The organism is Serratia sp. PL17 (assembly GCF_017832355.1).
Lineage (GTDB): Bacteria > Pseudomonadota > Gammaproteobacteria > Enterobacterales > Enterobacteriaceae > Serratia.
The window spans coordinates 77,397-97,967 of sequence record NZ_JAFIBY010000006.1 but is presented as its reverse complement, the minus strand read 5'-3'; the positions used below and the strand labels follow the sequence as shown (position 1 = coordinate 97,967).

Annotated in this window: 17 protein-coding genes and 4 tRNA genes; 15 read left to right on the top strand and 6 right to left on the bottom strand. The window is 54.4% G+C overall.

Going from position 1 to position 20,571, the window contains the following annotated elements:
- Positions 1–13 precede the first annotated feature (13 nt).
- The 6 genes from wecG (at position 14) to JOE25_RS18840 (ending at position 3,163) form a co-directional block, all read left to right on the top strand.
- On the top strand, positions 14–754 hold the full coding sequence (wecG, locus tag JOE25_RS18865) for a lipopolysaccharide N-acetylmannosaminouronosyltransferase (RefSeq protein WP_209637820.1): 741 nt from the start codon (positions 14–16) through the stop codon (positions 752–754).
- Positions 755–1,124: 370 nt separating this feature from the next.
- Positions 1,125–2,528, top strand: a complete 1,404-nt coding sequence (locus tag JOE25_RS18860; RefSeq protein WP_209637818.1) for an amino acid permease — start codon at positions 1,125–1,127, stop codon at positions 2,526–2,528.
- Between the two features lie 135 nt (positions 2,529–2,663).
- Positions 2,664–2,740, top strand: a tRNA-Arg gene (locus JOE25_RS18855).
- Between the two features lie 64 nt (positions 2,741–2,804).
- A tRNA-His gene (locus tag JOE25_RS18850) sits at positions 2,805–2,880 on the top strand.
- Positions 2,881–2,923: 43 nt separating this feature from the next.
- A tRNA-Leu gene (locus JOE25_RS18845) sits at positions 2,924–3,010 on the top strand.
- Positions 3,011–3,086: 76 nt separating this feature from the next.
- Positions 3,087–3,163, top strand: a tRNA-Pro gene (locus JOE25_RS18840).
- Positions 3,164–4,282: 1,119 nt separating this feature from the next.
- On the opposite strand, the gene hemY is transcribed toward JOE25_RS18840, so the two are convergent.
- The 4 genes from hemY to hemC are packed head-to-tail and all read right to left on the bottom strand — an operon-like array spanning position 4,283 to position 8,306.
- Positions 4,283–5,476, bottom strand: coding sequence for a protoheme IX biogenesis protein HemY (hemY, locus tag JOE25_RS18835; protein WP_209637816.1), 1,194 nt, complete (start codon positions 5,474–5,476; stop codon positions 4,283–4,285).
- A gap of 3 nt (positions 5,477–5,479) precedes the next feature.
- Entirely contained in the window at positions 5,480–6,604 is a 1,125-nt protein-coding gene (gene hemX / locus JOE25_RS18830; protein ID WP_209637814.1) for a uroporphyrinogen-III C-methyltransferase, read from the bottom strand.
- A 23-nt stretch (positions 6,605–6,627) separates the two neighbouring features.
- Positions 6,628–7,368, bottom strand: a complete 741-nt coding sequence (gene hemD, locus JOE25_RS18825; protein ID WP_209637813.1) for a uroporphyrinogen-III synthase — start codon at positions 7,366–7,368, stop codon at positions 6,628–6,630.
- Positions 7,365–8,306, bottom strand: coding sequence for a hydroxymethylbilane synthase (gene hemC, locus JOE25_RS18820; protein ID WP_209637811.1), 942 nt, complete (start codon positions 8,304–8,306; stop codon positions 7,365–7,367). Before hemC ends, hemD begins: the two co-directional genes overlap by 4 nt.
- A gap of 316 nt (positions 8,307–8,622) precedes the next feature.
- On the opposite strand from hemC, the gene JOE25_RS18815 reads away from it, so the two are divergent.
- Positions 8,623–11,175 carry a class I adenylate cyclase gene (locus tag JOE25_RS18815; protein ID WP_209637809.1) on the top strand — a complete coding sequence of 851 codons (2,553 nt, stop codon included), beginning with the start codon at positions 8,623–8,625 and terminating at the stop codon, positions 11,173–11,175.
- Positions 11,176–11,221: 46 nt separating this feature from the next.
- On the opposite strand, the gene cyaY is transcribed toward JOE25_RS18815, so the two are convergent.
- Positions 11,222–11,542: an iron donor protein CyaY gene (cyaY, locus tag JOE25_RS18810; RefSeq protein ID WP_209637807.1), complete on the bottom strand. Its 321-nt coding sequence runs from the start codon at positions 11,540–11,542 to the stop codon at positions 11,222–11,224.
- 78 nt (positions 11,543–11,620) lie between these two features.
- Between cyaY and JOE25_RS18805 the strand changes: the two genes are divergently transcribed.
- The 6 genes from JOE25_RS18805 to uvrD all read left to right on the top strand — a co-directional run bounded on the left by JOE25_RS18805 (position 11,621) and on the right by uvrD (position 17,377).
- Complete coding sequence (locus tag JOE25_RS18805) at positions 11,621–11,818, top strand: lipoprotein (RefSeq protein WP_314590912.1); 198 nt, start codon at positions 11,621–11,623, stop codon at positions 11,816–11,818.
- A gap of 58 nt (positions 11,819–11,876) precedes the next feature.
- Positions 11,877–12,701: a diaminopimelate epimerase gene (gene dapF, locus JOE25_RS18800; RefSeq protein WP_209637803.1), complete on the top strand. Its 825-nt coding sequence runs from the start codon at positions 11,877–11,879 to the stop codon at positions 12,699–12,701.
- Positions 12,698–13,402 carry a DUF484 domain-containing protein gene (locus tag JOE25_RS18795; protein WP_209637801.1) on the top strand — a complete coding sequence of 235 codons (705 nt, stop codon included), beginning with the start codon at positions 12,698–12,700 and terminating at the stop codon, positions 13,400–13,402. The genes dapF and JOE25_RS18795 overlap by 4 nt, the downstream gene beginning before the upstream one ends.
- Positions 13,399–14,310 (top strand): tyrosine recombinase XerC, encoded by a 912-nt coding sequence (gene xerC / locus JOE25_RS18790; RefSeq protein ID WP_209637800.1) that lies wholly within the window; start codon positions 13,399–13,401, stop codon positions 14,308–14,310. The genes JOE25_RS18795 and xerC overlap by 4 nt, the downstream gene beginning before the upstream one ends.
- Positions 14,310–15,026, top strand: a complete 717-nt coding sequence (gene yigB, locus JOE25_RS18785) for a 5-amino-6-(5-phospho-D-ribitylamino)uracil phosphatase YigB (RefSeq protein WP_209637798.1) — start codon at positions 14,310–14,312, stop codon at positions 15,024–15,026. The genes xerC and yigB overlap by 1 nt, the downstream gene beginning before the upstream one ends.
- Positions 15,027–15,214: 188 nt before the next feature.
- Positions 15,215–17,377, top strand: a complete 2,163-nt coding sequence (uvrD, locus tag JOE25_RS18780) for a DNA helicase II (protein WP_209637796.1) — start codon at positions 15,215–15,217, stop codon at positions 17,375–17,377.
- Positions 17,378–17,530: 153 nt separating this feature from the next.
- Here uvrD and JOE25_RS18775 read toward each other — a convergent pair whose 3' ends face one another.
- Positions 17,531–18,004 (bottom strand): WbuC family cupin fold metalloprotein, encoded by a 474-nt coding sequence (locus tag JOE25_RS18775; RefSeq protein WP_209637794.1) that lies wholly within the window; start codon positions 18,002–18,004, stop codon positions 17,531–17,533.
- A 445-nt stretch (positions 18,005–18,449) separates the two neighbouring features.
- On the opposite strand from JOE25_RS18775, the gene corA reads away from it, so the two are divergent.
- Complete coding sequence (gene corA, locus JOE25_RS18770; RefSeq protein WP_209637791.1) at positions 18,450–19,400, top strand: magnesium/cobalt transporter CorA; 951 nt, start codon at positions 18,450–18,452, stop codon at positions 19,398–19,400.
- A gap of 110 nt (positions 19,401–19,510) precedes the next feature.
- Positions 19,511–20,569 (top strand): AbrB family transcriptional regulator, encoded by a 1,059-nt coding sequence (locus JOE25_RS18765; protein ID WP_209637789.1) that lies wholly within the window; start codon positions 19,511–19,513, stop codon positions 20,567–20,569.
- The last annotated feature ends 2 nt before the right edge of the window (positions 20,570–20,571 follow it).

The window sequence follows — 20,571 nt, the reverse complement described above, 5'->3', positions numbered from 1 at the left end:
GGGTAATAATAAGATGGAAGTAAAAATCTCGGTCCCCAAATATGAGCTGCGCGGTTTCAGCCTCTGGGGATTTCGCGATATGGCACAGTGCATGGATTTTCTCTTTGACGGTGGCCGGGTAAAACAGGGCACGTTAGTTGCCATGAATGCCGAAAAGATTCTGACGGCCGAACAGGATGCAGAACTCCATGCCCTGCTGGACGAAGCGGAATATAAGTACGCCGACGGCATCAGCATGGTTCGGTCTATCCGTCGTAAATATCCGGGTGCCGATGTGTCTCGCGTCGCGGGAGCCGACTTATGGGAAGCATTGATGCAACGCGCGGGGCGTGAGGGTACGCCAGTGTTCCTGATTGGCGGCAAGCCGTCGGTATTGGCGGAAACGGAACAGAAGCTGCGTAGCCAGTGGAACGTTAATCTGGTCGGTAGCCAAGATGGTTACTTCAAACCTGAACAACGTGAAGCGCTGTTTGAGCGGATTCGCGCCAGTGGCGCCGCCATTGTGACGGTTGCCATGGGATCGCCGAAACAGGAAATCTTGATGCGAGACTGTCGCAAGATCCATCCAAAAGCGCTCTATATGGGGGTTGGCGGGACCTACGACGTGTTTACTGGGCACGTAAAACGTGCACCAAAGATCTGGCAAAACCTCGGTCTGGAGTGGCTGTATCGGCTGTTGAGCCAGCCGAGCCGCCTTGGCCGCCAGCTGAAATTGCTCAAGTTTGTTGGCTACTACTATCGCGGTAAGATGTAATCACGACGTTGGGGCGGATTATTCCGCCCTGATGCAACAAATTGTTCAAATAACCTGCTTTATGGCTGTTTATCCAGCGTCTCTATAACCTCAGTTCCTAAACTCCCCTGCATTTATTCCATAAAGTTTTAAATTGCGGTTTGCTTATAGCGGCAAAATGCGAAACGATACCGCCCTGAAATTATCCCCAGCTGTTGGCGCCAGATATGGCCGCACTGAACGACGTTTTTCTCCGCCGTAAGATTGCCTCGATCGCCAGTTGATGTCCGTCACCGCGACGGGAGATGATTTACGCTATTTTTAATTAAAACAATAACGACCGGTAACGGCCGGCATGCAAACACAATCAAAAAAATAATACTGAGGATTTATGGCACACAAAGAAAAACCGCAAGGTCTACATCGGGGGCTGGAAGCCCGGCATATCGAGCTGATTGCGCTGGGTGGCACCATTGGCGTCGGTCTGTTTATGGGCTCCGCCAGCACGCTGAAATGGGCCGGGCCGTCGGTATTATTGGCTTATATCATCGCCGGGTTGTTCGTGTTCTTTATTATGCGTTCGATGGGCGAAATGCTGTTCCTTGAGCCGGTCGCAGGCTCTTTTGCCGTTTATGCGCATAAATACATGAGCCCGTATTTTGGCTACCTGACGGCCTGGGGCTATTGGTTTATGTGGATTGCCGTTGGTATCTCAGAAATCACCGCCATTGGGGTCTACGTGCAGTTCTGGTTCCCGGAGATCCCGCAATGGATACCCGCGCTGATTGCCGTGGCGATGGTCGCGCTGGCTAACGTGGCGGCGGTACGCCTGTACGGCGAGCTGGAGTTTTGGTTTGCCATGATTAAGGTGACCACCATCATTGTGATGATTCTGGTCGGGCTGGGGGTTATCTTGTTTGGCTTCGGCAATGGGGGGCAGCCTATCGGCTTTGCCAACCTGACAGAGCACGGCGGTTTCTTTGCCGGCGGCTGGAAGGGCTTCCTGTTTGCGCTCTGTATTGTCGTGGCGTCCTATCAGGGGGTTGAGCTGGTTGGCATCACCGCCGGTGAGGCCAAGAACCCGCAGGTGACGTTAAAACGCGCGATTAACAACATCCTGTGGCGCATCCTGATTTTTTACGTCGGTGCCATTTTCGTCATTGTCACCATCTTCCCATGGAACGGTATCGGCACCACCGGCAGCCCGTTTGTACTGACCTTTGCCAAAATCGGTATCGTTGCTGCCGCGGGTATCATTAACTTCGTGGTGTTGACCGCTGCGCTTTCTGGCTGCAATAGCGGTATGTATAGCGGGGGGCGCATGCTGTACGCATTGGCCAAGAACCGTCAACTGCCGGCCTCACTGACCAAGTTGTCTGCCAGCGGCGTGCCGGTGAACTGTATTGCTGTGACCATCGCCTGTCTGTTGGTCGGCTCTGGCCTGAATTATTTGATTCCCAATCCGCAGGCGGTGTTCGTTTATGTCTATAGCGCCAGCGTACTGCCGGGTATGGTGCCGTGGTTTGTGGTGTTGATTAGCCAACTGTATTTCCGTCGTGCTCATAAGGAAGCGATCAAAACCCACAGCTTTAAGTCGATTATGTTCCCCTATGTGAACTATTTGACCATCGCTTTCCTGGTCTGCGTGCTGATCGGCATGGGAATTAACCCGGATACCCGCATTTCTCTGCTGGTTGGTGCGATATTCTTAGCGGCAGTCAGCCTGTGCTACTTTGCTTTCGGTATGCACAAGAAACATCATCCGGCTGAAAAACGGACAGAAACCCAGCAATAAGCGGTGAAAAGGGGCTACGGATAGCCCTTTCCTGCGCAGGAGTGAGCAAAGCGTAATCAAACGCAACATTTCTGCGAAAAAGCACTAGACAGGATTAGGTTAAAACCGTAGTATCCCCTCCCGCAACGGCGCTATGCGCCCGTAGCTCAGCTGGATAGAGCGCTGCCCTCCGGAGGCAGAGGTCTCAGGTTCGAATCCTGTCGGGCGCACCATTAAGTTTGTGTGCAAGAGCTGCGGTGGTAGTATTACCGCGTGAAGTAGTAAGAAGTAGAAATGGTGGCTATAGCTCAGTTGGTAGAGCCCTGGATTGTGATTCCAGTTGTCGTGGGTTCGAGTCCCATTAGCCACCCCACTTCCTAAGAGAAGTGAAGAATTTTAAGCTGTTTTGTGACTGTGCGAAGGTGGCGGAATTGGTAGACGCGCTAGCTTCAGGTGTTAGTGTTCTTACGGACGTGAGGGTTCAAGTCCCTCTCTTCGCACCACACACAAAATGTCTAATAAATTTAATATTTACATAGACATAAGCGATAAAATTTAGTAGTATCTGCAACAAGAAATCGGCGAGTAGCGCAGCTTGGTAGCGCAACTGGTTTGGGACCAGTGGGTCGGAGGTTCGAATCCTCTCTCGCCGACCACATTCAAAGAAACCGACGAAAGTCGGTTTTTTTACGCCTGGAGTTTATGGGATGAGGCAAAACTGTCTGGAACAGTTTTGAACAGCGCTTTAGCGTTGGCCCGTAGGGCAAGCATCGAAGATGCGCGTAATTCTCTCTCGGCGACCATATTCAGAAAAGCCCGTTCAGCAATGAGCGGGCTTTTCGCTTTCTGCCATTCGGCCAACTGTCCCAGCGCTGTTTAATGTTTTCGCCGCACTCTCGCAGGCGTGTTGGTTTTCCACGACAATCGCATGGTGCATTGTCGCCAGGATGAGACATATAATGCATTGATTTATATATATAAAAATCGCTTTAGCTTAAGTCGTCGTTATAAGGCGACATATCTTCTGGCATAGCGTGATGGAGCGGATAACAGGTGGCTGAAAGCACGATGCATGTTAGTGTGATTAAATCTGTTTTAATTCAGTGTGATAGATGAAATATTTATAAACATTGATGCTGTTTGAAAAAGTTGGCACGCCAAGTGCAATATCTACCTCGTAGATGCTCATTCCACTTCTTATGTTCGCCTTAGGCTTCATAAACCCTGGGAATGACGCAGAGCCGATTTAGGGTGCCTATTGCCCACCAGAACGATGTCAGCGTTGCTTACAGCCACTGACATCACACTCCGGGCATAACGTTGAGTGAGGCACCGCCCCTGTTGTCCTAGACCTGATTGCTTTTTTATACACTTGCCACCGCGGCAAGTGTTTTTTTTTGCCCATACCCTTCATTCTTGAAGCTGTATCAGTGTTGGCTGCGTTTGTGCACCCCAGTCACTTACCTGAGTAAGCTCCTGGGGATTTACAAACTTGCCGCCTTGATTCAGCTCCAATTATTTCGGGTATAAATCGTTGCCATTCTTGAAGCTGCATCTGTGTTGGCTGCGTTTGCGCACCCCAGTCACTTACCTGAGTAAGCTCCTGAGGATTTACAAACTTGCCGCCGTGATTCAGCTGCAATTATTTCGGGTATACATCGTTGCCATACTTGAAGCTGCATCTGTGCCGCTGCGTTTGTGCGCCTCAGGCATAGGATAAAGAGAATAAAAAAAGCGCGCCGAGTGGCGCGCCTTGAAGACAAAGCATTGTCGCGTTAGTCGCCGTTTTGCTTCAGAGTCAACATTAGACCTTCACGTCGCATCTGAGCTGCCTCATCTGAACGGTGCAGCTTATCCAGCACGTCAGCCAGCCAGGCATAATCGTAGGCATCCGGGCGTTGTTTCAATGCTTCCCGCAATGCATCGGCGGCCTTTTGCCATTCACCGTGTTTCATCAACAACTGCCCCAGCGTGCTGTTTAGCAGCGGTGTGGCACCGTGTTGTTTCACTTGCTGACGCAACGCTTTCTCCAACTGCTGTGGATTCCCTGACTTCAAACGAGGGATCAGCAACACCAGTCGCTCGTCATATTGACGTTTCAGGCTGTCGAGCACGATTTCCTGCGCTAATTCGTGATCATTGCATTCGATCAGATGTTCTACCATCGCAATTTGCAACGGAACTTCATGGCGGGTTTTACGGCTTTGATCTTTCCACCAACGCTTCAGGCCGTCGCTGCCTTCATCTGCCATTGCCTGATTCATCAGGCCAATATAAGCCTGTTGCTGCAATGCTTGCAGTTCAGCTTCGGTATGCAGATTGATCTTGCTCATCGATGGCAAGATCTCAAGCAATGAGGCAAAGGCACCGGTACGCAGATAAGCCATTTCCGCCAGTCTTAACACTTCTGGGTGACGGGGCGCTTGGTTTAGCAGGCGATCGACACCGTGACGCGCAGCATGGTTTTCACCCTGTGCGAGTTGAATGCGTACGCGAGTAATGTCTACCGGCAACTGATCGGTGTCGGCGGCTTCGGCGGCGCGTTCCAGATATTGATTGGTGCGGAAGTCGTCGCCGCGTTGCTGTGCAGCTTCGGCGGCCAAGAGGTAGTTTACGACCGGCTGCTCCGCGTGATCCGCGTTGCGCGTCAGCAGTTTCTCAACTTGTTTGTAATCACCTTCGGCCAGTTTGATCAGTGCAGCCTTGGTTTGCTTGCGAGCACGGGTGCGCTTACGGCCGATAAACCAGCCACGGGTACGGGCTCCTGTACGGAAGAGGCGGCGCAGGATCCATTCGATCACCAACAGCACCACAAACAACAAGACGCCCATGATCACCAGACCGGTGACACTGGTTTCAATGTTGTAGTTATCGGTCTGAATCAGCACATAGCCCTGATGGCCGGCCAACATCGGCCCAACCACCACACTGGCAATTAACACCAGAAACAGAAATAGCACGCGTAACATGGCTTATCCCTCCTGGTGGGCTGCAGGGGACTGGGCCATCAGATTACGCACCCGGGTCTGCATCAGTTTTTCCAGCAGTGGCTGGCTTTTCAGGTGGTCCGGCACGTCCATTGTGATCGACTGCTGGCTCAGCGCATCCAACTCTTCCAGGAACGCTTTCGTGGCGGGATCGGTGGTATCGAAGTACGCGCGGACCCACGTAGAAATGGTTTCCAGCGACTGTTTATACACTTCGTTTTGATGGCGTGGGATTGCCTGGGCGGCAACTAACAGGCGTGAGCGAATATTTTCGCGCAGGTAAATGTCCTGATTCGGTGCCAGCAAGGGCTCTGCACTGCTATCACGGCGGCGGACCGTAATAAAGTCGGCCATAAAGTTATGCCAGCTTTTCGCCAGGTTTTGCCGCCATTCGCCGATAGAACTGGACAGCTCGGTGCTGTCTTGGTCCATTGGCGCTTCGTCACGGTCGTTATCCGCCAGGCGCAGATTATCAACCTGGTTGGAGAGCTGATTGGTTTTGAGAATGATGCCATCGAAATCTACCTGGGTAAGGGTAGATAGCGTGCTGATATCTTCGGTGATGGCGCGACGAACCTCGAGCAGGCTTGGGTCGTTCATGTCAGCCAGGCTGGCGTCGGCGCTTTTTAGCAAGGCTGCGGCGGTCGTGACGTCCTGATCGCTCCACAGTTTACGCCCGGCCATTTTCACCAAGAAGTCGGCCTGCGCCAGCAACCAGGTTTTGGCGTCGCTGCCGGAAATAATGGCGACTTTTTCTTGCAGCTCATTAAGCTGGCGTGCCAGGGTCGCTTGCTCACGATCGGCAGCATCCAGCGTTTTACCCTGTTGCTGCAGCAGCCCTTCCAGCGCCCCTCTTTCTTGCTGTTGGCTCTGTTTCAGGGCTTCAAGCTGCTGCTGCAAGGTTTGATTGGCGGCAATGAGCTGCTGTGCTTGTCGATGTGTGTGGTAATAACCGCCGGCGGCCAAAGCAATAACCAGCACGATGGCAATTGCGCCTAATACCGGGCCGGTATTTTTACCTTTGCGCTTGTCAGCGTCTGGCTGCTGGGGGCTCTCAACCGCTGTGGTTGGCTCTTCAACCGGTGCGGATGGGGTATTTTGTTCCGTCATAGTGGCACATCCCATAGTCAGGTTTATTGTAGCGCGCGGATCAGCGCGTCATTATCGGCATTATCAGCTACCCGAATTGTGCTCCAGCCCAATTCCTGGGCGAGGGTAGCCAAACGTTCACTGACGACGACCAGGCGGCAACGTAATAGCCACGAAGAACGGTAGTAATCAGGAACTAAAGTATAGAGCTGTTGTAACATTTCACCGCTGGTGACGACCAGTGTATCAACACCGGCGCGCTGCCAGTGGGCGCTTTGTTCGCTACCATCATAATGCACCGGGCTACGTTGATAACATTCATAATAGCTGACGGCAGCGCCACGCTCGCTCAAGGTATTGCCGAGCAGCTCGCGTCCACCGTTGCCGCGTAGGATCAGTGCCTGTTTGCCGTCGAGTTTCTGTAAGGCAGGCAGTAGCAACAAGGTTTCGCTGATCTCCTGCTCACGTGGGTACTCCACCGGCAGGCTGGTGATCCGGTGCATCGCCAGCGCGGTGGTGCGGCCGATAGCATAATAGGTCAGTCTGGCGGGCCATGACAGCCCGACGCGGCCCATCACCGAGTTGGCGTAGCTCACCGAGTGCTGAGACAGGATAAACACCAGATCGCCATCGTTAAGCTGCTGCAATGCCTGTGGCAATTTTGGCAGATCGCCGCCGGGGGCGAAATCGATCAGCGGTGCATGATAGGCAACCCGGCCGAGCGCGCGCAGTCGGCTTACCAGTTCTTCTCCTGACGGAGAGGGGCGGGTCACCAGTATCGTCATGCCGGGGGATTTCCCTGATAAACATCCTGCAAAATTTCACGTGCGCCTTGCGCCAGCAGCTCTTCTGCCAGCTCAACGCCCATCTGTTCAGCTTGTGCTGCCGGGCCGCGACGCTCGCCGCGTACCATCTGGCTGCCATCGGGGGAGCCGACCAGCGCCCGTAGCCACAGGCTATTGCCATCCAGCTCGGCATAGCTGCCGATGGGTACCTGACAACCGCCTTCCAAACGGGTGTTCATCGCACGTTCTGCGCGCACACGGATTTCGGTTGCCGCGTGATTGAGCGGCGCCAACAAGGCGCGGGTAGTTTCATCGTCGAGGCGGCACTCAATGCCGACAGCACCCTGACCGACAGCCGGGAGGCATTCTTCCGGGGTCAGCGGGCTGCGGATACGCTGTTCCAGCCCCAGGCGATTCAGCCCCGCGACGGCCAGAATAATGGCGTCGTAATCGCCGTTATCCAGTTTTGCCAGGCGTGTTCCGACATTACCGCGCAGATCGCGCACGATCAGATCCGGGCGGCGCTCACGCAATTGGCACTGACGGCGTAGGCTGGACGTGCCGACTACGCTGCCGTGCGGCAGTTGATCGAGTGAGTCGAAACGGTTGGAAACAAATGCGTCGCGCGGATCGTCACGCTCACAAATGGTCACCAGACCCAGACCCTCGGGAAAATCGACCGGGACGTCTTTCATCGAATGGACGGCGATATCCGCACGGCCATCCAATAACGCCAATTCAAGTTCCTTAACAAACAGCCCTTTACCACCGACTTTCGCCAGTGGTGTATCCAGAATAATGTCGCCCCGCGTAACCATTGGCACCAGTTCGACCTGTAGGCCCGGGTGGCTGGCCATCAGTCGCTGCTGCACATAATGTGCTTGCCAGAGAGCGAGTGGGCTTTGGCGGGTGGCAATTCGAATAATTTTGTCTAACATGGTTGTTACCGTTTTTATAATTCGCTATTCATCCTACCACTGAGTACGAAAAGTGTCAGTGCAAGAAGCCACAGGCGGATAAAGGACAACGGAATCAACGGGACGTGTGATGTATTTTGGGGCAGTTAACACTGCGGGTAAATCGTTTAGAGTGGCGCTACAATAATAGTGAAGCGTTACTTCCTTTACGGTCAATCAGCAAGGTGTTAAATTGATCACGTTTCCAGCAATAAGTTGCCAAATATTCTTCCAACACTAACGGCGCTTATGGAATACGGGTTTTTTTCTAAACACCGGGATAATCAGGCGAGACGTCTTGTACCTCTACATCGAGACACTGAAGCAGAGACTGGATGCGATCAATCAATTACGAATCGATCGCGCCCTAGCGGCCATGAAGCCCGCGTTCCAACGGGTATACAGTCTGCTGCCTACCTTATTGCACCACCACCACCCACTGATGCCAGGTTATCTGAACGGTAACGTTCCCCATGGCGTTTGCCTCTACACGCCTGATGAAACCCAGCAAGAATACCTCAATGATTTAGAAGACAAATGGGGCAGCCCGTTTGATAAGCTGGCCAGCGGTGAACTGCCGATTACCGGGGTTTACTCCATGGGCAGCACCTCGTCGATCGGTCAAAGTTGCAGTTCGGATCTCGACATCTGGGTATGCCACCAGTCTTGGCTGGACAACGAAGAACGTAATCGTCTGCAACAGAAATGCAGCCTATTGGAAAAATGGGCTGCGTCGATGGGGGTTGAGGTTAGCTTCTTCCTGATCGACGAAAACCGCTTCCGTCACAACGAAAGCGGCAGTCTGGGTGGTGAAGACTGTGGCTCTACCCAGCATATTTTGCTGTTGGACGAGTTTTATCGCACCGCGGTGCGGCTGGCCGGCAAACGCATTTTATGGAATATGGTGCCGGGCGAAGAAGAAGCGCATTACGATGAATATGTGCTGTCGCTGTACTCGCAAGGGGCGTTAACGCCGAACGAATGGCTGGATCTCGGCGGCCTGAGTACGCTGTCGGCAGAGGAATACTTTGGTGCCAGCCTGTGGCAACTGTATAAAAGTATCGACTCGCCTTACAAAGCGGTACTGAAAACCCTGCTGCTGGAAGCCTATTCCTGGGAATACCCCAATACGCAGCTGTTGGCGATGGGCATCAAGCAGCGTCTGCATCAGGGCGAGATCGTCTGCTTTGGTCTCGACGCTTACTGTATGATGCTTGAACGCGTCACGCATTATCTGACTGAAATCAACGACACTACCCGCCTCGATCTGGTCCGCCGCTGCTTCTATCTCAAAGTCTGTGAAAAATTGTCGCGTGCCAATGCCTGCGTTGGCTGGCGTCGTGAAATTCTCAGCCAGCTGGTTAGCGAATGGGGCTGGGACGAAGAGCGCCTGGCGATCCTGGATAATCGCGCCGGCTGGAAAATCGAACGGGTACGTGAAGCGCACAACGAACTGTTGGACGCGATGATGCAAAGCTATCGCAACCTGATCCGTTTCGCCCGTCGTAACAATCTTAGCGTCAGCGCCAGCCCGCAGGATATTGGCGTGCTGACCCGTAAGCTGTATGCCGCGTTTGAAGCCCTGCCCGGCAAGGTAACGCTGGTGAACCCGCAGATTTCGCCAGATCTGTCGGAAGACGACTTAACCTTCATTCATGTCCCGGTTGGCCGCGCCAACCGTACCGGCTGGTATCTGTACAATCAGGCTCCGGCCATGGACTCTATCGTCAGCCATCAGCCGCTCGAATATAACCGCTATCTGAATAAATTGGTGGCCTGGGCCTATTTCAACGGCCTGCTGACGCCGAAGACCCGGCTGCACATCAAAAGCGGTAACCTGTGCGACACGGCCAAACTGCAGGAGCTGGTGGCCGACGTGTCGCACCACTTCCCGCTGCGGCTGGCGGCGCCTACGCCAAAAGCGCTGTACAGCCCGTGTGAAATCCGCCATTTGGCGATTATCGTCAATCTGGAAAACGATCCGACCGCAGCCTTCCGTAATCAGGTGGTGCATTTCGATTTCCGTAAGCTCGATGTGTTCAGTTTTGGCCAGCAGCAGCAATGTTTGGTAGGCAGTATCGATCTGCTGTACCGCAATTCGTGGAACGAAGTGCGTACTTTGCATTTCAGCGGTGAGCAATCGGTGTTGGAAGCGTTGAAGACTATTCTTGGCAAAATGCATCAGGATGCCGCTCCGCCGGAGTCGGTCGAGGTGTTCTGCTATAGCCAGCATTTGCGCGGCCTCATCCGTACGCGTATACAGCAGCTGGTTTCTGAATGCATTGAGCTGCGCTTGTCCAGCACACGCCTGGAACCGGGTCGTTTCAAAGCGGTTCGCGTTGCCGGACAAACATGGGGCTTGTTCTTCGAGCGCCTGAGCGTGTCGGTGCAGAAGTTGGAAAATGCGGTGGAATTCTACGGCGCCATTTCGAACAACAAATTGCATGGTCTGTCGATCAAAGTAGAAACCGATCAGGTGCATTTGCCTCCGGTAGTGGATGGCTTTGCCAGTGAAGGGATCATCCAGTTCTTCTTCGAAGACACGTCGGACGATAAAGGCTTTAACATCTATATTCTGGATGAGTCTAACCGGGTCGAGGTGTACCACCATTGTGAAGGCAGTAAAGAGGAGCTGGTACGCGATGTCAGCCGGTTCTACTCTTCCTCACATGACCGCTTCACGTACGGTTCAAGCTTTATCAACTTCAACCTGCCCCAGTTTTATCAGATCGTGCAGCTCGATGGCCGCACTCAGGTCATCCCGTTCCGCAGCAATGTATTGTCGAGCCTGTGCGTTCCCCTGACCGAGGGTGCAACGCTGCCGCTGAAGCAGCAGTTTCAATTGCATTGATTTCACAGGGGCTCAACGTGCTGAGCCCCTGTGAACGCCACCATACTTAGGCAAATGCCACATCTTCGCCGGCCTGTGCGCTGGCCGCTTCACTCAGTAACGGGTAGAAGGCGCGACCGCTGCGATCGCAGACCCACACGCCGTCACGGTAGTTAAAGTGGTAGCCGCCGGTTTTGGTCGCCAGCCAAACCTGATGCAGCGGCTCCTGGCGATTGATCACAATTTTGGTGCCATTTTCGAAGCTTAACGTCATTACACCGCCGTTAGTTTCGTAATCGATGTCTGCATCGCCGTCAAAATCGTCCAGTGTCTCTTCAATATTAAGCATCAGTTGGTCAGCCAACTGGTGAAACTCACTGTCGTTCATATTCAATTCCTATTGCTTTTCATGATCCACCTGCGATTATAGAGACCTTGGACGCATGAATTACAGGCATTAATGCAAATGAAAAAACAACTACGCTATGCGCTGATGGCAGTGCTGTTTACCGGGCTCTCTGGCTGCGGTCTGAAAGGCCCGCTGTACTTCCCTCCAGCCGATCCGGCCAGCAAGAAACCTCAGGTTCAGACTGGCGATCAAGTACAGAAAAATCAGCAGGAGCTTTCTGGGTCTCAGCAAAAACCGTCGATGAGCGACCAGTAACATCTTGTTTGCGGCGGCGTGGGCCATCGCAAACTCAAGACGGATAGCGGAGTATGATATGCAGTTCTCCAAAATGCACGGTCTGGGCAACGACTTTATGGTGGTCGATGCCGTTACACAGAATGTCTATTTTTCACCCGAGCTGATCCGCCGTTTGGCCGATCGGCACTTGGGCGTTGGCTTTGACCAGATGCTGGTGGTAGAACCGCCTTACGATCCTGAACTGGATTTTCACTACCGTATTTTTAACGCTGACGGCAGCGAAGTGGCGCAGTGTGGTAACGGTGCCCGCTGTTTCGCCCGTTTTGTGCGATTGAAAGGGCTGACCAATAAGCGTGATATTCGCGTCAGTACCCAAACGGGGCGTATGGTGCTGAGCGTCACCGATGACGATCTGGTTTGTGTGAATATGGGCGAGCCAAACTTCGATCCTCAGGCCGTCCCTTTTCGTGCGACCAAAGAAGAAAAGACGTACATCATGCGTGCGGCCGAACATACGGTGTTGTGTGGCGTGGTGTCGATGGGCAATCCGCATTGTGTTTTACAGGTGGATGATGTAAAAACCGCCAAGGTGGAGTTGCTTGGACCGGTACTGGAAGGGCACGAGCGCTTCCCGGAACGGGCCAATATCGGTTTCATGCAAATTGTCAGCCGTGAGCATATCAAGCTGCGCGTCTATGAACGTGGCGCTGGCGAAACGCAAGCTTGCGGCAGCGGCGCTTGTGCTGCAGTGGCGGTGGGGATTCAACAAGAATTGCTGTCAGAAGAGGTGCATGTAGAACTGCCGGGTGGCAGCCTGCATATTCGCTGGAAAGGACCGGGCAGCCCGCTGTTTATGACCGGTCCGGCAACCCATGTATATGACGGATTTATTCATCTATGAAGAGCGTTGAGGACCAGGCTGTCGCGGGCATTGAGCTTGACGATGACGCCGTAATGCAGTTTTTACTGCAAAACCCAGATTTCTTTATCCGCAATGCGCGTTTGGTGGAACAGATGCGCGTTCCCCATCCCGTTCGCGGCACTGTGTCGTTGGTCGAGTGGCATCTGGCCCGCCAGCGTAATCATATCAATCAGTTGGAAGAAGAAATCACGCTGCTGATGGAGCAGGCCAGTGCGAACGAAACGCTGTTTGCCAGCCTGTTGCATTTGCAGGCCAATCTGGCCACGGCCAGTAGCTTGCAGGATATGCTCAACCGCCTGCAACGCTGGGCTCGCGGATTCGGTCTGGCCGGTGCCAATATCCGTCTGTTTTCAGAAAGCTGGAAAATTGGCGCGCCTTCCGACTTTACGCATCTTGGCCTGACGCGTTCGTCATTTGAGCCGTTGCGTATTCAGCGCTTGGGCGATCAGCAACATTTCCTTGGGAGCCTTAACGGTCCTGAGTTGTTGCTGTTACTGCCACAGGCCAAGCTGGTCGGTTCGGTAGCGCTGTCGATGCTGGGTGATAATGGTGAGCTTGGCATGGTGATTTTCAGTAGCCGTGATACCCAACACTATCAGCAGGGCATGGGCACGGTGATGCTCAATCAGCTGGCGCGTATGTTGCCTGAACTGCTGGAACGCTGGATCGAACGCGCATGATCCCGTTGGCGGCCAGCCTGCAACAGCCGGTGGACGCTTTCTTGCGTTATCTGAAGGTGGAACGCCAGCTCAGTCCATTGACACAGTTAAGCTATTCGCGCCAGTTGCAGGCGCTGATGGTCTTGACGCAAGAGATGGGCGTGACGGAATGGCCGGCTTTGGATGCTGCCAAAGTCCGTATGCTGGCAGCGCGCAGTAAACGTGCCGGGTTACAGTCTTCTAGCCTCGCGTTGCGCCTGTCGGCGTTACGCAGTTTTCTCGACTGGCAGGTCAGCCAGGGTATGCTGATTGCTAACCCTGCGAAAGGTATCCGAACGCCACGTAGCGGTCGGCATCTGCCGAAAAACATCGACGTCGATGAAATGAATCAGTTGCTGGATATCGATCTTAACGATCCGCTAGCGGTACGCGATCGGGCCATGCTTGAGGTCATGTACGGTGCCGGTCTGCGTCTTTCGGAACTGGTTGGGCTGGATTGCCGCCATGTCGATCTGGGTGCGGGTGAAATTTGGGTGCTGGGTAAGGGCAGCAAGGAACGCAAGCTGCCGGTAGGTCGCACCGCGGTGACTTGGCTTGAACACTGGTTGGCGATGCGCGATTTATTTGGGCCGTCAGACGATGCGATGTTCCTGTCTAATCAAGGTAAGCGTATCTCGACCCGCAACGTGCAAAAGCGTTTTGCCGAGTGGGGCATCAAGCAGGGCGTTAACAGCCATATTCATCCGCACAAACTGCGCCACTCGTTTGCAACCCATATGCTGGAATCGAGCGGCGATCTGCGTGCGGTACAGGAACTGCTGGGCCACGCCAACCTGACCACCACTCAAATCTATACCCACCTCGACTTTCAACATCTGGCGACCGTGTACGATGCAGCGCATCCACGTGCCAAACGGGGGAAATCCTGATGCATTTTTATCGTCCGCTGCGGCCGTTGGCGGCGTTGACCTTTGATCTGGACGACACGCTGTACGACAACCGTCCGGTGATCAAACAGACTGAGCTGCAGTCTGTGGCCTTTTTGCAGAATTACCATCCTGGATTGAACCACTTCCAGTCGGCGGATTTTCATCGCCTGCGTCAGGAACTGCGTGAACAGGACCCGGAAATTTATCACGACGTCACCCAATGGCGTTGGCGGGCGATCCACCTGGCGCTAAGCCGTCAGGGGCTGCGTGATGCTGAAGCCGCCGATGGGGCGGATGCGGCAATGCAGAACTTTGCGCTGTGGCGTAGCCGCATTGATGTGCCTGAAGCAACCCATGCGACGTTGAAAGCCTTGGGTGAACGTTTTCCGCTGGTGGCGATCACCAATGGCAATGCCGATCCTGCGCTCTGCGGGCTGGATGGTTACTTTCAGTTTGTGTTGCGTTCGGGGCCGGATGGCCGCGCCAAACCTTATCAGGACATGTACCAGCTGGCCGCCGAACGGTTAGGGATCGCGCCTCAATCTATTCTCCACGTCGGTGATGACTTGACCACTGACGTCGCCGGGGCGTTACGTTCCGGCTTACAAGCCTGTTGGATCAACGACCGTCAACGCAGCCTGATGCAGGCCGCTGACAGTCGCCTGCTGCCACACATTGAGATCGATCAGTTGGCATCGCTGACGGCATTGTTATAGCCCTTCATGCTTGAAACCGCAGCGGTGTTGTCACCCCAGCCACTGACTGGAGTCAGTTCCTGGGGCTCGCACACTGGCCGCCTTGCTGCAACTTCAATTATTTCGGGTATAATCCCAAACTGACTCTGTATAAATTCACAGTGGAATCGCATTTCTGACGCGCTTTCCCTTACCAATTAATGGTGCCTATGGACGTTTCCGATCTGCTCGACAGCCTGAATGAAAAACAACGCGAAGCCGTGGCGGCGCCACGTGGCAACCTGTTGGTACTGGCCGGCGCGGGCAGTGGTAAAACCCGAGTGCTGGTGCATCGCATCGCCTGGCTGTTGTCGGTAGAGAACTGTTCGCCGTATTCCATTATGGCGGTGACCTTCACCAACAAGGCGGCGGCGGAAATGCGCCACCGTATCGAACACCTGATTGGGACCAGCCAGGGGGGGATGTGGATCGGCACTTTCCACGGCTTGGCTCATCGTCTGCTGCGTGCTCATCATTTGGACGCCAACCTGCCACAAGACTTCCAAATCCTCGACAGCGACGACCAACTCCGCCTGCTCAAACGTATCGTCAAAGCGTTGAATATCGATGAAAAGCAGTGGCCGCCGCGTCAGGCGATGTGGTACATCAACGGCAAAAAAGATGAAGGCCTGCGCCCACAGCATGTTGAAACCTATAACAACCCCGTAGAGGCAACCTGGCTACGTATCTATCAGGCGTATCAGGAAGCCTGTGACCGTGCCGGGCTGGTGGACTTTGCCGAACTGCTGTTGCGTGCCCATGAGCTGTGGCTGAACAAGCCGCATATCCTCAATCATTACCGCGAACGCTTCACCAACATATTGGTGGACGAGTTCCAGGACACCAACAGTATCCAATATGCCTGGATCCGCTTGCTGGCCGGCAATAACAGCAACGTGATGATCGTGGGTGATGACGACCAGTCCATCTATGGATGGCGTGGCGCTCAGGTGGAGAACATCCAACGTTTCTTGAAGGATTTCCCTGGTGCCCAGAGCGTCCTTCTGGAGCAAAACTACCGTTCGACCAGCAATATTCTGAAAGCAGCCAACACCCTGATCGCCAATAACGGCGGGCGCATGGGTAAAAACCTGTGGACCGAAGGCGGGGATGGTGAACCCATTTCCATCTATTGTGCCTTCAACGAACTCGACGAGTCGCGCTTTGTGGTTGGCCGCATCAAGGCCTGGCAGGAGAACGGTGGCGCACTGAATGACTGTGCCATTCTTTACCGCAGCAATGCCCAGTCACGTGTATTGGAAGAAGCGTTATTGCAAACGGCAATGCCGTACCGCATTTACGGCGGACAACGCTTCTTCGAGCGTCAGGAGATCAAGGACGCATTGGCCTACCTGCGGTTGATCGCCAATCGTAACGACGATGCGGCGTTTGAACGTGTGGTAAATACCCCAACGCGTGGCATTGGTGACCGGACGCTGGACGAAGTGCGTCGTACAGCACGCGATCGCCAACTGACGTTGTGGCAGGCCACCCGCGCGCTGTTGCAGGACAAAGTGCTGGCCGGGCGCGCGGCATCTGCGTTGCAACGTTTTACCGAACTGGTGGACGCACTGGCGCACGAAACCGCCGATATGCCGCTGCACGTTCAGACTGACCGGGTGATCCGTGATTCGGGCCTGTTCATTATGTATGAACAGGAGAAGGGCGAAAAAGGCCAGGCGCGTATCGAAAACCTCGAGGAACTGGTAACCGCAACGCGCCAGTACAGCTATCAGGATGAAGATCAGGATCTGATGCCGCTGCAGGCATTTCTTTCACATGCGGCACTTGAAGCGGGTGAGGGGCAGGCCGATGCTTATCAGGATGCGGTGCAGTTGATGACCCTGCACTCGGCCAAGGGGCTGGAGTTTCCGCTGGTGTTTATCGTCGGTATGGAAGAGGGGATGTTCCCAAGCCAAATGTCGCTGGATGAAGGTGGGCGCTTGGAAGAAGAACGCCGTCTGGCCTACGTTGGCTTGACGCGTGCCATGCAGAAATTGACGCTGACCTACGCCGAAACACGCCGTCTGTACGGCAAAGAGGTTTATCACCGCCCTTCACGTTTCATCGGTGAACTGCCGGAAGATTGCGTGGAAGAAGTGCGTTTGCGCGCCAGTGTCTCGCGGCCGGTGAGTCATCGCCGTATGGGTACGCCGATCAGTGAAAACGACACCGGTTATAAGCTGGGCCAGCGAGTGCGTCACCCCAAGTTTGGTGAAGGGACCATCGTCAATCTGGAAGGCAGTGGTGAACACAGCCGGCTGCAGATTGCGTTTCCAGGGGAAGGGATTAAGTGGCTTGTCGCCGCCTACGCCCGCCTGGAAACGGTGTAACTTATACTCGTTGTACCGCACGCTTTATGTGTGCAGGTTGCACCCGTTTTACCCCAGGCACGTGGTTCACTCAACGCCTGGGGATTCAGGGGCTCGCGGCCTTCATGCGACTCGAATTAAGCCGAGCATATTGCGGCGGTTTGAAGAACCGCCTCAGTGAGCGAAACGGTCACCCACTTGCGCAGTGGCATACCAACGCATCACCGCTTCGGTGCCTTCAGCCCCTTCTTGCGGTGCCCACTGCATGCAGTCTTCTTCAGACAGCGCCTGATAAGGCCCTTGTTTCACCTCAAAAACCACACCACCTGGATCAACCGACAGCACGGCATGCCAGGTATATGCCGGCATTTCCAGCACTTTGGTTTCTTCACCGAGCAGGGTTCGCTGGGTGACGACGCCCTCTTCGTTAAATTGCAGTACTACAAAGCGTCCGCGCAGCGGGGTTAACAGTTCCCAGGTTTGCGGATGACGGTGTGGGCGGATATAGGTGCCGGGTTCCATGGCAATCGCCAATCGTTGTACCGGATCGCTCAACTCGTCGTGTAACGTGCGGTGCGCGCGCAGGCGTGCCACTTTGGCGGCCTGTTCACTCATGGTGGTCAGGTCGTGGGCAGTAATCTGTTTCATTCGTAAAGTCCGCAAGCTTATCGTGGCGTAATCTTAGCAACATTCTTGGGCGTGGTCAGAGATCGCCGCGACTTTTTCGTTACCGTTTATCGCGGATTAAGCCGAATTTATCCTATTCGTCATAGCGATGAATTGTTGCGCAATTATCGTGCCTAACGTGTTGACAGACTTTTTCTTCTCGGCGTAACATGCGCGCACTATTATCAATGAGGACATACGCCTTGGACACACCCAGTAGATACTGGCTCACTGACCTGGACAACAACAGGTACAACTTCTAAGGCTATCCTATTGAGCTGATAGCCTTCGTGGTTGTCGGCGACCTCTTAAGTGTCGCTACGAGTCAGATCCTTCATGGTCTGAAACAAGCTGGTGATGCAACACCCCCTCTGTTTCTGTGCTTCCACGCGTTGTTTACCCCTGTCACCCTAAGGGAGTTTGGCACATGCTAAGCGCGTTTAAATTAGATAACGGCCGCCTGTCCCGTCTGGAGTTGGATGAATCCGATGATCTGACCACGTCATTGTGGGTTGATCTGGTTGAGCCGGAAGAAGGCGAGCGTGAGCGCGTTCAAAGCGAGCTGGGCCAAAGCCTGGCGACACGCCCGGAGCTAGACGATATCGAAGCCTCCGCGCGTTTTTTCGAAGACGAAGACGGTTTGCATATTCACTCTTTCTTCTATTTTGAAGATGCGGAAGATCATGCCGGTAACTCCACGGTGGCTTTCACCATTCGTGATGGCCGCTTGTATACCCTGCGTGAGCGCGAGCTGCCGGCGTTTCGCCTGTATCGTATGCGTGCCCGTAACCTGACGATGGTCGACGGCAATGCCTACGAGCTATTGCTGGATCTGTTCGAAACCAAGATCGAACAGTTAGCCGACGAGATCGAAAACGTCTACAGCGATCTGGAAAAACTCAGCCGGGTGATCATGGAAGGCCATCAGGGTGACGAATACGACGAAGCGCTGTCAACGCTGGCAGAGCTGGAAGATATCGGCTGGAAAGTGCGCCTGTGTTTGATGGATACCCAACGTGCTCTGAACTTCCTGGTGCGTAAGGCGCGGTTACCGACCGGTCAGTTGGAACAGGCGCGTGAAGTGCTGCGTGATATCGAATCCCTGCTGCCACACAACGAATCGCTGTTCCAGAAAGTGAACTTCCTGATGCAGGCAGCGATGGGCTTTATCAATATTGAGCAGAACCGCATCATCAAGATCTTCTCGGTGGTGTCCGTGGTGTTCCTGCCGCCAACGCTGGTGGCCTCAAGCTACGGGATGAACTTTGAGTTTATGCCAGAGCTGAAGTGGTCGTTTGGTTACCCTGGTGCTATCAGCCTGATGATCCTGGCAGGGTTAGCCCCCTATCTGTACTTCAAGCGCAAGAACTGGCTTTAACCTGAGGGGCGAACTTGTTCGCCCGATATTTCTGCCTAACCCCAGTCTTAGCCTGCAAAAAAGGGGTAGAATGCTCCCTCAGCTTATCTGTCTGTAAGGCGTGAGTTTTGATGGAGAAGTCCCCCCGTTTGATTCAATGGTCAATCCTGCTGCTGGCCTCGCTGGTGCTGGGGTTTGGCCTGCAAACCTTTCATATTCCCGCTGCGCTGTTGCTGGGGCCGATGATTGTCGGTGTGGCGATGGGGCTATTGGGTGCCACGGTACGTATTCCCAGCGCCCTTTTTATCGCTGCGCAGGCGGTACTGGGCTGCATGATTGCGCAAAGCCTTTCCCCTGCGATTCTCACGCCGTTACTCGATGATTGGCCTCTGGTGCTGTTGGTACTGATCGCGACACTGTTGGCGAGTGGGATTTCCGGTTGGTGCCTGGTGCGCTTTAGCGGTTTGCCGGGGCCTACGGGGGCCTGGGGCTCATCGCCCGGCGGTGCGTCGGCGATGGTGGCGATGGCCGGAGATTTTGGTGCAGATGTCCGGCTGGTGGCTTTCATGCAGTACTTGCGGGTGCTGTTTGTCGCGACGGCGGCAGCGTTAGTGGCCCGTATTGGTTTGGGGGATGAAGCGGGCCAGGGTAGCGCAGCATTGGAATGGTTCCCGTCGCTGGATTGGCGCTTTCTGGCGACGCTGGGAGTGGCTATGATCGGCGCGTGGTTGGGGCCCCGGCTGCGTATTCCCTCTGGTGCATTGCTGTTGCCGATGATCATCGGTGCGGCGCTGCATTCCAGCGGGACGATGGCCCTGCAGGTGCCGGAATGGCTACTGGCGTTGGCCTATACTCTGATTGGCTGGAGCGTTGGGCTACGTTTCACCCGACCGATATTTTTGTTGGCGCTGCGTACCTTGCCGCAAATGGTGGTGTCGATCATCGCGCTGATGCTGATTTGCGGCCTGCTGGCATGGATGCTGACGCATTTCCTGCCGGTGGATATGATGACGGCCTATCTGGCAACCAGCCCTGGCGGGTTGGATACCGTGGCGATCATTGCCGCAGGCAGCCGGGTAGATATGTCTTTTGTGATGGCGATGCAGACACTGCGGCTTTTCACCATTTTGCTGACGGGGCCGGCGATGGCGCGGTTTATTTCCAACCGCGCTGCGCCGGCATCAACCTAACG

Excerpts from the sequence above, each read along its gene's own strand:
- wecG (WP_209637820.1), top strand. The coding sequence starts at position 14 with ATGGAAGTAAAAATCTCGGTCCCCAAATATGAGCTGCGCGGTTTCAGC.
- JOE25_RS18860 (WP_209637818.1), top strand. The coding sequence starts at position 1,125 with ATGGCACACAAAGAAAAACCGCAAGGTCTACATCGGGGGCTGGAAGCC.
- hemY (WP_209637816.1), bottom strand. The coding sequence starts at position 5,476 with ATGTTACGCGTGCTATTTCTGTTTCTGGTGTTAATTGCCAGTGTGGTG.
- hemX (WP_209637814.1), bottom strand. The coding sequence starts at position 6,604 with ATGACGGAACAAAATACCCCATCCGCACCGGTTGAAGAGCCAACCACA.
- hemD (WP_209637813.1), bottom strand. The coding sequence starts at position 7,368 with ATGACGATACTGGTGACCCGCCCCTCTCCGTCAGGAGAAGAACTGGTA.
- hemC (WP_209637811.1), bottom strand. The coding sequence starts at position 8,306 with ATGTTAGACAAAATTATTCGAATTGCCACCCGCCAAAGCCCACTCGCT.
- cyaY (WP_209637807.1), bottom strand. The coding sequence starts at position 11,542 with ATGAACGACAGTGAGTTTCACCAGTTGGCTGACCAACTGATGCTTAAT.
- JOE25_RS18805 (WP_314590912.1), top strand. The coding sequence starts at position 11,621 with ATGAAAAAACAACTACGCTATGCGCTGATGGCAGTGCTGTTTACCGGG.
- dapF (WP_209637803.1), top strand. The coding sequence starts at position 11,877 with ATGCAGTTCTCCAAAATGCACGGTCTGGGCAACGACTTTATGGTGGTC.
- JOE25_RS18795 (WP_209637801.1), top strand. The coding sequence starts at position 12,698 with ATGAAGAGCGTTGAGGACCAGGCTGTCGCGGGCATTGAGCTTGACGAT.
- xerC (WP_209637800.1), top strand. The coding sequence starts at position 13,399 with ATGATCCCGTTGGCGGCCAGCCTGCAACAGCCGGTGGACGCTTTCTTG.
- yigB (WP_209637798.1), top strand. The coding sequence starts at position 14,310 with ATGCATTTTTATCGTCCGCTGCGGCCGTTGGCGGCGTTGACCTTTGAT.
- uvrD (WP_209637796.1), top strand. The coding sequence starts at position 15,215 with ATGGACGTTTCCGATCTGCTCGACAGCCTGAATGAAAAACAACGCGAA.
- JOE25_RS18775 (WP_209637794.1), bottom strand. The coding sequence starts at position 18,004 with ATGAAACAGATTACTGCCCACGACCTGACCACCATGAGTGAACAGGCC.
- corA (WP_209637791.1), top strand. The coding sequence starts at position 18,450 with ATGCTAAGCGCGTTTAAATTAGATAACGGCCGCCTGTCCCGTCTGGAG.
- JOE25_RS18765 (WP_209637789.1), top strand. The coding sequence starts at position 19,511 with ATGGAGAAGTCCCCCCGTTTGATTCAATGGTCAATCCTGCTGCTGGCC.